Source organism: Acinetobacter sp. RG5, from assembly GCF_031844265.1.
Taxonomy (GTDB): Bacteria; Pseudomonadota; Gammaproteobacteria; order Pseudomonadales; family Moraxellaceae; genus Acinetobacter.
On record NZ_JAUZUV010000007.1, the window covers coordinates 14,165 to 25,847 of the forward strand.

8 protein-coding genes are annotated in these 11,683 nt (G+C 47.2%); 1 reads left to right on the forward strand and 7 read right to left on the reverse strand.

Going from position 1 to position 11,683, the window contains the following annotated elements:
* Positions 1-37: 37 nt before the first annotated feature.
* Positions 38-1,873, forward strand: coding sequence for a tetratricopeptide repeat protein (locus Q9R21_RS08530; protein WP_311204265.1), 1,836 nt, complete (start codon positions 38-40; stop codon positions 1,871-1,873).
* A 68-nt stretch (positions 1,874-1,941) separates the two neighbouring features.
* Here the strand turns inward: Q9R21_RS08530 and Q9R21_RS08535 are convergent, their stop codons facing one another.
* The 7 genes from Q9R21_RS08535 to Q9R21_RS08565 form a co-directional block, all read right to left on the reverse strand.
* The gene (locus Q9R21_RS08535; protein WP_311204266.1) at positions 1,942-3,360 is read right to left on the reverse strand and encodes an efflux transporter outer membrane subunit; all 1,419 of its coding nucleotides are present in this window, start codon (positions 3,358-3,360) and stop codon (positions 1,942-1,944) included.
* Between the two features lie 10 nt (positions 3,361-3,370).
* Positions 3,371-5,347 (reverse strand): MacB family efflux pump subunit, encoded by a 1,977-nt coding sequence (locus tag Q9R21_RS08540; RefSeq protein ID WP_311204267.1) that lies wholly within the window; start codon positions 5,345-5,347, stop codon positions 3,371-3,373.
* A 2-nt stretch (positions 5,348-5,349) separates the two neighbouring features.
* Positions 5,350-6,711, reverse strand: a complete 1,362-nt coding sequence (locus Q9R21_RS08545) for a MacA family efflux pump subunit (protein WP_004733071.1) — start codon at positions 6,709-6,711, stop codon at positions 5,350-5,352.
* A 124-nt stretch (positions 6,712-6,835) separates the two neighbouring features.
* Complete coding sequence (gene holA / locus Q9R21_RS08550; protein WP_311204268.1) at positions 6,836-7,822, reverse strand: DNA polymerase III subunit delta; 987 nt, start codon at positions 7,820-7,822, stop codon at positions 6,836-6,838.
* 9 nt (positions 7,823-7,831) lie between these two features.
* Entirely contained in the window at positions 7,832-8,365 is a 534-nt protein-coding gene (locus Q9R21_RS08555) for a hypothetical protein (protein WP_005103222.1), read from the reverse strand.
* 207 nt (positions 8,366-8,572) lie between these two features.
* A complete protein-coding gene (gene leuS, locus Q9R21_RS08560) occupies positions 8,573-11,194 on the reverse strand; it encodes a leucine--tRNA ligase (protein WP_253147700.1) in 2,622 nt (873 codons plus the stop codon).
* A 125-nt stretch (positions 11,195-11,319) separates the two neighbouring features.
* On the reverse strand, positions 11,320-11,673 hold the full coding sequence (locus Q9R21_RS08565) for a DUF4124 domain-containing protein (RefSeq protein ID WP_219308419.1): 354 nt from the start codon (positions 11,671-11,673) through the stop codon (positions 11,320-11,322).
* Positions 11,674-11,683 lie beyond the last annotated feature (10 nt).

Consider the following 11,683-nt stretch of genomic DNA (forward strand, 5'->3'; position numbering starts at 1 on the left):
TTCATTCGCAGAACAAAAATAATGTTTTGGAGCAGCTATGTGGTTCTTGCTGGTACTGATTTTGGGGATAGGGGCGTTGGCGATCTGGATGTGGAAACGTCCGGATCCGGTGAAACGTGATCAGGCGAAGGCTGTACAACATGATTTATGGATTGAGCAGATTGATGCTCAACTGAAACATGCAGCACGTTTGAGTTCAGATCCGGAACATCCGAATTATGAACGTGCCTATCAGATTTATCAGGGACTGGCTCAGCAACAGGAAATTCCACAAGCCTATGTAGGTATGGGCCTAATGCATCTGCAAGGTCTAGGGCATGAGCAAAATACTGAAAAAGCCATCAGCTACCTGGACAAAGCCTTTCGCTTGGGCAGTGATGAAGCGGCTTATCATTTGGGGCGGATTCATGAAGGGGAGGCATATCAACAGGCTGACCCGGAAAAAGCTTTGTATTGGTACCGACATGCGGTAGCACGTGGCAATCTGGATGCCCAATATCGTATTACTGAACTTTCTTCTACCGAAGGCCAGCCTCAAAACGAGATGACTGCAGAAAAACAGCGTCTGGCATTATTCATTCAAAATGCCGGGCAGGGTCATGCCAATTCGCAGTATCAGTTGGCTCAGTATTATTTGGCAGATTCAACAACCCAAGATTTAGTGCAAGGAATTCATTATCTGTTTCTGGCGGCACAACAAGATCATTTGGCCGCTAATCAGCAGATCGCCGATGATTATGCGCGTGGTCAGATTCTACCGCAAGACCCGACCCAAGCCCTGCAATTTATTAAACGCTGTATTAGTCTCGGTGACCAGAAAGGTCTCTATGATTATTATGCCGGTGTGTTACAAGGCCGTATCGATACCGACCAGCGTCAACGCGTGTTCCAGCATTTATTGCAGCAGTCCAAAGAGCATGCCGATGCACAAGCCAAGACTTTAATCGGGCTGGCTTATTTTCATGGCTGGTATGTTGATAAAAATGAAACCATGGCATTTCGTTACTGGTCGGAAGCGGCCAACAGTCAGCATGCGCCTGCATTATGCATGATTGCTGCGCTGTATTTTGAGCAGCACCTGGTGGCCAACGAACCGCAAAAAGCATTTGAGTTATATCAGGCTGCCTATCAGCTTAGTCCTGATGATGTGTCTGCACAGATGGGGCTAGCGCTGTGTTATTTAAATGGTGTCGGTACAGTAAAAGACATTGCCAAAGCCACACAAATGATTCAGAGCGCGGCACAGCACTATTGGCAGATTGTGGCTCAGTCTGAAGCGGATTTAATTTATATCGTCGGCCGGTTTTATAGTCTGGCTGAATATCCCTTACCGATACGTGATAAAGCTGTCCAGTACCTGAATCAGGCGGTTGCGAAAGGTTCGAAAGAGGCGGCATGGTTTCTGTATCAAGCCCTGTTAGGCATTTATCCTGTGTATATCAATAATGCAGAGCTGGCCAATCGTTATCTGCATCAGGCTGCGCAATTGGGTCATGCCCAGGCACAGGCAGAATTGGGCTTGAAATATCTTAAAGGCCAACAGATTGCGCAGGATATTGCCTTAGGCTTGAGCTATCTGCAAAAAGCAGCCGCTCAGCAGAATGGTGTAGCACTGAATGCTCTGGGTGAAGCATATGAGCAGGGTCAAGGTGTTGAGAATAATATTGAGCAAGCCGTACACTATTATCAGCAGGCGGCAGTGCAGGTGAATGCGGATGCTTATAGCCATCTTGGGCGTTTATATACCAAGGGTATTAGTGTAGAGCGTGATATCGGAATCGCACGGGACTGGCTGGAAAAAGGCAGTTTGCTCGGACATGAGCGATCAATTGAATTATTGAAAAATGTGAATGCGTATTTGCAAATGAAATAAACTGACTCAAATCATATGAACTAAAAAAACCGCTGTTTGGCAGCGGTTTTTTTATGGATTAAGCTTTGTTAAGGCAACTGTTTAATCGGGCTACCACCCAATGCCTGCATCAAGGTGACATAGGCATTGTATTGGTTCTGTCGGGTTTGCACCAAGGACAGCCGTGCATTGCGCGTGGTTTCCTGTGCATCCAGCAGGTTTTTCAAGGCTACTGCACCATTACGATAACGCACTTCAGTCAAGCGTTCAGTTCTTTCTGCCAGCTCAACATTCCGTTGCTGCAAAGTCACCTGCTTAGTGAGCTCAGTACGATTCGACAAGGCATTTTCCACATCAGCAAAGGCTTCATACATGGTCTGGCGATACTGGATAATGGCTTTTTCATATTCCAGCTCATTGACTTGCAGATCACGTTTCATGTCATTCCATTGCAGGAAAGGCAAAGTCAGACCAGCACCTAAAGTTGCAACCGGATTTTTCAGGGCATTCGAGAGGGAAGTACTGCTGCCAATACCGGTGGTCAGATTACCGGTCAAACTAATGGATGGATAGTAGCTGGCTTTGTTGGCATCTTTATTAGCTAGTGCCTTACGCAAGCGCAGTTCAGTCGCTCGAAGATCAGGACGACGTGACAATAAACTCGCCGGTAAGTCAGCCTGAATACTCGGCAATTGAATATTCGGTAAACGGCTTGGCTCTTGAATCGCGAGCTGTTGAACCGGCATGTGCAGCAATACCGCGAGTCCGGTACGTGTTTCCACACGTTGTTGTTCAATCTGGCTTAAGGTTGCCTGTTGGCTTTGAATCGCCTGTTCCGCCTGGGTTAAATCCAGACCGGATACTGCGCCGGCACGATATTGCACTCGCACCAGATCATAGGTTTTTTGCGCGGTCGCCAGATTTTGCTGTACCACGCTATAACGTTCATTCAGATAAGCCAGTTGCCAATAGAGTTGCGCTGTGGTGCCGATCAGGCTCTGAGCAGTTGCCTGCAAGTCTTCTTCAGAGGCTAAGGCCTCCCAGCGAGCGGCTTCGGTTTGATTGGCCAGTTTGCCAAACAGATCCAGTTCATAGCTTAAGCCCGGATAACCCAGTGAAAGACCCGTCGAAGAATCGCCGCCACCATCTAGGCTAAAACGATGGCCCGTTGAAATTCTTGCATCACCGACGCGAACGCCTTGCTGACTTTGAGCTTGTCTGGCTTGAATACGGGCCTGTTGTAAACTGATGCCGGCCACTGCCAGATCGGTATTCTGCGCCAATACTTCATTCACCAAATTATTTAATTGCGGATCTTTAAATAAAGTCCACCATTGATCTGCCAAAATATCAGCATGAATCTGCTGACTAAGCACCTTATTGTTTTGAAAGCTACCCGGCATATTGATCGCAGGCTGTTCATAGGGGGTTTTCACCACTGCGGCACAACCGACCAGCGAGCTTCCCAGCAACAGGGCACTGGCAAGCTTGGTTAAATTCATTTGCATATCAGATTCCTTATTCGCGAGAGAGCGCATCGACTGGATTCAGACGAGCAGCGTTACGTGCCGGGATAAAGCCAAACACCATCCCGATCAGGCTTGAGCAGACAAAGGCCGCTACAATCGAAGTGGTTGAATACGCCATCTGGAAAGTACCGCCGGCAAAATGGGTAATTAATTGGCCAATCCCGAGGGAAAGCAGCACACCCAAAATACCACCCAAGATACAGACCAGAACGGCTTCAATCAGGAATTGCTGCAAAATATCACTTTGACGGGCACCCACCGCCATACGCACACCAATTTCCTGAGTACGTTCGGTTACCGATACCAGCATGATATTCATGACCCCAATTCCGCCGACCACCAGTGAAATTACCGCAATTGCTGAAATCAGCAGAGTCATGGTCGCCGTGGTTTGCTGAATGGTTTCACGAATACTGTCGGCATTCTGGGTAAACACATCCTGCGCGCCATGTCGCTGTACCAGCAGATTCAGAATCGCATTTTCAGCCGCCGCACTTGGGTATTCATCCTTAATCCGCACAATGATGCTGCGAACATTGGATTGACCCAGCATACGGCTCATCACGGTGGAATACGGCAGATAGACATTCAGGCTGTCATTATTGCCCATCATGCCTTTTTGCGCGTCAATCACCCCGATAATCCGGCTCGGTACGCTCCCGAGTAAAATCACCTGACCCACCGGATTGGTGCCATCCTTAAAGAAGGTATTTTTGGTATTGGTGTCAATGACGACATCTTGCGCCTGTTGCATGACACTACTGCGGTCAAAAGGCTGACCGGACTGGAACGTCATGCCACGTACATAGAAGAAATCCTCACTGACGCCGTTGACCGTGGTTGAAGCTTCGATTTCTTTATAACGGCCGGTGACACTGCTATTCACCGATGGGCTAACGCCATCGACATACGGTTGTTCAGCCAGCGCATCGGCATCGGCCGGAATCAGGGTTTTGGACTGTGAAGATCTGGAATTATCCCCAAAGCCTCGACCCTGAAATACGGTAATGGTATTGGTCCCCAGACTGCTGATATTTTCCAGAATCTGCTTTTGTGAGCCATTACCGAGTGCCACCACCGAGACCACCGAAGCAATACCGATAATGATTCCGAGCATGGTCAAGAAAGTCCGCATGCGATGTGCATTCATGGCCAGCAAGGCCATACGGAAAGCTTCACCGAGACGGTCAACTGCAGAACGCCATGAAGAAATCTTCTTTTGTTCACTGCGGATCAGCGGCTGTTTTTCCAGATGCTCTTCGACTTCAGGAACATTGGGCTGGTCGGAAATGATATTACCGTCTGAAATCTCGATAATCCGGGTCGCATTTTTCGCTACATTATGATCATGCGTGACCAGAATGATGGTATGACCTTTGGCATTCAGTTCACGCAAAATACGCATCACTTCAATACCGCTGTTCTTGTCCAATGCACCTGTCGGTTCATCGGCCAGAATCACGTCACCGCCATTCATTAGCGCACGGGCAATCGAAACCCGTTGCTGCTGACCACCAGAGAGCTGGCTCGGACGGTTCTGGGTTTTTTCACCCAGACCGAGATCAGTCAGAATCTTGACGGCTCGCGCATGCCGTTCAGATGAATCCGCACCGGCATAAATCGCAGGGACTTCGACATTGCCTGCTGCATTTAAATCGCCCAGCAGATGATAACGCTGAAAAATAAAGCCGAAATATTCACGGCGTAATTGCGCCAGTTCATCCGCTTCCAGTTCCCGAGTTTCACGGCCTTTGACCTTGTAGCTACCCGTGGTCGGTTTGTCCAGACAACCCAGAATGTTCATCAGGGTCGATTTACCGGAACCGGACTGACCGACAATCGCCACCAGTTCACCCGGATAAATCTCTAGATTCACCCCTTTTAAAATCTGGACAGTGCTTTCACCCGCAGGGAATTCACGAACCAGATTTTTCACCTCGAGGAGAGGCTGTTGTTGTGAATTCATGCTTACATTCTCATTGGGCCACGGCTATTGCCACCGCGTTTTGCTGCATCATTGGAGGTGTCAGAACCATCGGCAATCACCACCTGATCACCACGTTTTAAACCTTTCAGCACTTGCGCAGTCGCACGGTTATTCAAGCCGATTAATACAGGGGTTGGTTTCGCAGTACCATCGGCTTGCAAGACACGAACCATGCCACGTTGTGCTTTACCTTGCTCAATCAATGCAAGTTCTGCTTCAGACAGGTTTAGACGCGCTGGACGTTCACCGGCAGGGCGATTGCCTTGAGCCGATTCAGCTTCAGGACGTGATGCCGGACTGCCTTCACCGCGAGAACCCTCACCACGCGCTTCACCACGATTGGCACGTGGCGGACGGTTTGAACCTTGAATGGCTGCAGCAGGAATGGTCAGTACATTTTTGGCTTCATCCAGCACGATGTAAACTTGCGCCGTCATATCAATACGCAATTTTCCATCTTCATTCGGGACATCGAACAATGCGTTGTAATAAACCGCAGAACTTGAAGATGAGCTTGATGTATTGCTATCGGTATTAATTGAATTGGGTGCAGGCTCAACTTGACGCAGTTTGGCGTAAATCTTTTTCTCGTTATTGCCTAAGGTAGTGAAATAAACCGTTTGACCTTCTTCAACTTTCATGACATCTGCTTCAGAAATTTCAGCTTTAATGGTCATGGTGTCCAGTTTTGCCAGTTTCACAATAGTCGGCGCACTCTGGTTGGCGTTTACAGTCTGACCTTCTTCGGTCACAATCGCCACAATCGTGCCATCCATCGGTGCCACAATCTGGGTATAGCCAAGATCTTCTTTAGCTGTGGCCAGCGTCAAACGTGACTGTTCAATCTGCGCATTGATGGCGGTGATATCCGCTTGTGCTGTTTTATAGTTCGCAAATGCCGACTCCAGCTCTGAGCGAGAAGTGGCATCCTGTGCATACATGGCTTTCTGACGGTTGTATTCAGCTTCAACTTTGGCCAAATTCGCTTGTCTTACTGCAAGTTGTGCCATCTGATTTTTAATGCTGGCTTCAGCGGTTTTTAAATCATTTTCCTGACGAACGGAGTCAATCCGCGCAATCAGCTGACCTTGCTTGACCTGATCGCCCAGTTCTACATACATTTTTCTGACCTGACCCGAAACCTGCGCCCCCACGCTGACCATCTTGGTCGCTTCCAGAATACCAGTCGCCAGTACAGAGCTTTCGATATCGCCCTGGGTGACTTCAGCCGTAATATATTGCGGAGGCTGTTCTTTGGGTTTGAGGAAGTACCACCCCGCAGCGATGAGCGCAATGGCAATCACGGCGGCCATAATCAATTTCGTCGGTTTTATTTTTGGCATGATCAATATCGGTTCAAAATCAGAGAATTGTGAACGATTATAAAAGCGAAATTAGGATAAATCGTGTATTTTTTTAAACTAATAGGAATGATTATTATTTTATTTTTCGAATTTTGACAAAGACTTAGTGAAATAGGGGCTTGCCACAGATACTGGAAATCGCCTGTAGTACCAAATGCTCCGGATTTTCATGTTCGAGTCCTTTAATTGAGGCATCAATTCTTAATAATAACCCCGGCCAGGCCAGAAAAGTCTGTGGGCTGAGACGGCGCAAGGCTTGTTGATATAACCCGACTTTGGTTTTCCAGATCCCGATTTGCAAGGCATTTTGCGGTTGTTCAAACAGCTGCATCAACAGACGCATTTCCTTGCTGAGACTCCATAAAATCAGGCTCATCGGTTCACCTGAAACGACTAGATACTGAAAAATTTTGATCGACTGGGAAAGATTACCTTGTAGCAGGGCATCGCTCAAATCATAGGTGCTATAACGTGACTGATCTTGTAAACATGCATATAAATGATCAACCTGAATGATATCGACTTCAGCAAAGGTATCGCTAACCCGCATCAGGCTGTTCTTTGCTGCAAGCAGGTTGTGCTCATGATGTTGTTCCAGCCATTGCCAGGCATCATTGGCTAAACGAATGCCGAGTTTTTCAGCTTCAATACCCAGAATCTGCTGCCGGTCTTTTGGATAATTGGCCACCAGCGAAACATTCACACCATTGGCATCAATCAGCTGAAAGAAACTGGATTTCAGGCTATTACTATCTTGTTTGGGCATCACCACCAACAGCAGGTTTTGTTCATTATGCTGCAAATAGTTTTTCAGTAACTTGATTGCGCTGGCATCCGGTTTGATATTGCCATGTACTTCAATCGCCAACTGGGTTGAAAACAGCGACAAGCTGTTCAAGGCATTAAAGACGGTTTTCCAGTCGGCGACCGAACTAATGTCATAGCGTTGACGTTCAATGTCCTGCTTTTGCCAGCTGGCCCGAAAGGCATCAATTAAATTCTGTTCCAGCAAAGGCTCTTGACCATGCAAGACCCAAGCACCGCGAGCTTCATCGACACGTTTCAGGGCTTGCAGATAATCAAGTTTCATAAAGAGGTCTTATTGAGCAGGTTGCGCTGAGGTATTTTGTTTGGCTAAGGGTAAGCGGTTCGATGAAATCTGACGCGCGATCTGCTGCGCCACATCATCAATAATGACCTGATTCAGATATTTTTGTTCCTGGTCATCGGTGTTGACCGTTTCAATATCATATTGATACGTACGTGTTGCCACGACAGTGCGTGGTTCAGTGATCGGATTGCCTTGTGCATCTTCAATCCGGAAAGTCACGTTTAAACGTAACAAGGTTTCAACTAGTTTACCGTTCAGTTCCAGACGGCGAGGGGTGTAATCCAGGACACGTAACACATAAGCATTGGGTGCATTACTCAGCTGTACGCCTGCAGCACCGAGGTAAACTGCCAGTTTCTCTTGCAGTTCTTCAGTATTGGGCGGTAAAGACAGGCTCATGACAGAGTAAGCAACAGGGGCGGAGCTCGGATTGGTTCCTTTCAGATGAAAGCCACAGCCGACTAAGCCTGCACTCAGACCACAAGTTAAAACAATTGCTGCTAAATGTTTGCCCAAATGCATGTGTTGCCCTCTATGCTTCCCGAAGGGGAATATTTGAAATCCTGAACTGGATTGTAAAGTCAAAGCCCGTTGGCTGGCAACGGGCTTTGTTTGGGAATTGTGAAATCCTTCAGAAAGTTCCTTCTCCCTCTGGGAGAAGGTTAGGATGAGGGGTTATATATTTACCTCTCCCTAGCCCTCTCCTGAGAGGAGAGGGAACTTAAGGATTTAAACCACCAAATTCACTAATTTATTCGGTACCACAATTTCTTTCTTGGTTGGACCCGTCAAGAATTGCTGAACTTCAGGCAATGCTTTGGCTTGAGCCAAGATGTCATCTTTAGAGGCATCTACAGATACTTCTAACTTGCCACGAAGCTTACCGTTGACTTGAACCACGATGGTTTGCGTATTACGTGTCAGCGCAGATTCATCTACCGCAGGGAATAAAGTTGAATTCAATTCAATCCCAAATTCAGCCAATAAAGTCTGGCTTAAATGCGGTGCAAATGGTGCAAGTAAAGTTAACAGCGTGGTAATCGATTCACGTGCGACAGCAACGTCATTGTCATCTTGAGCTTCAAATTTGTTGTTAGCATTTAAAAGTTCCATCAATGCAGCAATGGCAGTGTTAAATGCATGACGACGTTCAATATCATCACCGACTTTTTGGATGGTTTCGTGTGTCTTACGACGCAAGTCTTGTGCAGCCGTAGACAGTGCCGCTTTGTCGATGTTTGATGCACCGTTACCTTTTTCAAGGAAGCCTGTTGCTAAACGCCATACACGTTTCAGGAAGCGGTTTGCACCCTCAACACCGGCATCAGACCATTCAAGTGATTGATCAGGTGGAGCCGCGAACATCATGAACACACGTGCCGTATCTGCGCCGTACTGGTCAATAATCGATTGCGGGTCGATACCGTTATTTTTCGATTTCGACATTTTTTCCTGACCACCAACGATAACGTCTTGGCCATCTTCTTTATATTTGGCAGAAAGCACACGGCCTTTTTCGTCTTTTTCAAGCTCGATATCTGCCGGATTAAACCAGGTTTTCTTACCTGAGTCTGCTTCACGATAGAAGGTATCTGCTAGCACCATCCCTTGCGTTAACAAGTTAGTGAATGGTTCATTGCCTTGTACCACGCCTTCATCACGCATCAATTTGTGGAAGAAGCGTGCATAAAGTAAGTGCAGAATCGCGTGTTCAACACCACCGATGTATTGGTTCACAGGAAGCCAGGTTTGACCTGCTTCAGGTTTCACCATGCCACCCGTAAAGTCTGGAGATGCATAACGTGCATAGTACCAAGACGATTCTACGAATGTATCAAGCGTATCTGTTTCACGACGTGCGTCGCCACCACAGCTTGGACAAGTCGTTTCATAGAACTCAGGCATTTTGTTCAGTGGGTTACCTGAACCATCTGGAACAACGTCAGTCGGAAGAACCACAGGAAGCTGCTCTTCAGGTACTGGCACTTGACCACATGATGGACAGTTAATCATTGGAATTGGACAACCCCAATAACGCTGACGGGAAACCCCCCAGTCACGTAGACGGAATTGAACTTTAGAACTTGCTAGGCCTGTTGGTTCTAATTTAGCAAGGAATGCATCGTATGCACCTTGGAAATCTAGACCGTCAAATTCGGCTGAATTGACCAGTTTACCTTCTTTCGAGCCATACCATTCTTGCCATTGAGTCGCATCAAAGTCAGCATCATCTGCGCCTTTAGCATCAATCACTTGCTTGATGGTCAAGCCATATTTATTGGCAAATTCGAAGTCACGTTCATCGTGTGATGGAACTGCCATCACTGCACCTGAACCATAAGACATCAATACATAGTTGGCGATCCAAACCGGAACTTCTTCGCCAGTCACAGGATGCTTCACAGAAAGACCGGTTGCCATGCCTTTCTTCTCGGCAGTCGCAAGATCCGCTTCTGCCACAGAACCCATACGGCATTCTTCAATGAATGCAGCCAATTCTGGGTTTGTTTCAGCCGCTTTCAGCGCCATCGGGTGTTCTGCTGCAACTGCAACATACGTTACGCCCATCAAGGTATCGGCACGGGTAGTAAATACCGTTAAACCATCTGCATACACGTCAGGATTTGCTGAAGGGAAAGTGATGTCCATCCCTTGTGAGCGGCCAATCCAGTTACGCTGCATGGTCAACACTTGTTGTGGCCAGCCATCTTTAAGCGTGTCTAAATCGTCAAGTAACTCTTGCGCATAATCAGTGATGCGGAAGTAGTACATTGGAATATCACGCTTTTCTACCAATGCACCTGAACGCCAGCCACGACCATTTTCAACCTGTTCGTTGGCAAGAACAGTCTGATCGACCGGATCCCAATTCACGGTTGAAAGCTTACGGTAGATCAAGCCTTTTTTATAAAGCTGAACAAATAGCCATTGTTCCCAACGATAGTATTCAGGGGTACAGGTCGCAAATTCACGATCCCAATCTACGGCTAGACCGAGTTTTTTCAACTGGTCACGCATGTAAGCAATATTTTCAAATGTCCATTTTGCCGGTGCAACCTGGTGTGCAATCGCTGCGTTTTCAGCAGGCAGACCGAAAGCATCCCAACCCATCGGTTGCAGGACAGTTTCACCTTTTAAGCGATGGAAACGGCTGATCACGTCACCAATCGTATAGTTACGCACATGACCCATATGCAGCTTGCCACTTGGGTAAGGGAACATCGAGAGAATATAACGACGTGGACCTTCTACTTTGTCGGCAACTTTAAAGGCTTTGCGAGATTCCCAATCCTGTTGGACTTGAGGCTCAATCGCACTGGCTTGATATTCGGAATCAATGTGAGTAGTCATAAACGTATCAGTGAATTACGGTGAAAAAAGTCTGTTGCACAGCATAGCGCAAAATGCACCTAAAAGTGAATTTTGCGCCGGCATTTCCCGAAGAAAAAACCTGCTGTTCTAGTAAGAGAGGTATCTTATAAAGCCACTGCACGATTTTTAGATTGCTGCAAGGCTTCGTTGGCTTCACGTTGTTGCTGGTCCTGATTCGCAGGAACTTGAGGGGCTTGTTGCTGTTGTTCTTGCGACGTGTTCTCGGTTTGAGCTTCAGTTTCAGCCGGTTTTGAGGATGCCGGTGCTGAATTTTTCCAGCCATAAGTATCCACTGTGGTGGCTTTTTTCGCAGATTTTGGCGGTGGGGTCTTGGTATAATGCGTGATACCTTTGGCATCGACCCATTTATAATACTGGATTGCTGACGCACTGGTGCTATAGATGCCCAGAGATATTGCGCAGCTTAGACTGAAGGCGGTTAAAAAAGATATTTTCATTGTTCTTGGG

Excerpts from the sequence above, each read along its gene's own strand:
- Q9R21_RS08530 (WP_311204265.1), top strand. The coding sequence starts at position 38 with ATGTGGTTCTTGCTGGTACTGATTTTGGGGATAGGGGCGTTGGCGATC.
- Q9R21_RS08535 (WP_311204266.1), bottom strand. The coding sequence starts at position 3,360 with ATGCAAATGAATTTAACCAAGCTTGCCAGTGCCCTGTTGCTGGGAAGC.
- Q9R21_RS08540 (WP_311204267.1), bottom strand. The coding sequence starts at position 5,347 with ATGAATTCACAACAACAGCCTCTCCTCGAGGTGAAAAATCTGGTTCGT.
- Q9R21_RS08545 (WP_004733071.1), bottom strand. The coding sequence starts at position 6,711 with ATGCCAAAAATAAAACCGACGAAATTGATTATGGCCGCCGTGATTGCC.
- holA (WP_311204268.1), bottom strand. The coding sequence starts at position 7,822 with ATGAAACTTGATTATCTGCAAGCCCTGAAACGTGTCGATGAAGCTCGC.
- Q9R21_RS08555 (WP_005103222.1), bottom strand. The coding sequence starts at position 8,365 with ATGCATTTGGGCAAACATTTAGCAGCAATTGTTTTAACTTGTGGTCTG.
- leuS (WP_253147700.1), bottom strand. The coding sequence starts at position 11,194 with ATGACTACTCACATTGATTCCGAATATCAAGCCAGTGCGATTGAGCCT.
- Q9R21_RS08565 (WP_219308419.1), bottom strand. The coding sequence starts at position 11,673 with ATGAAAATATCTTTTTTAACCGCCTTCAGTCTAAGCTGCGCAATATCT.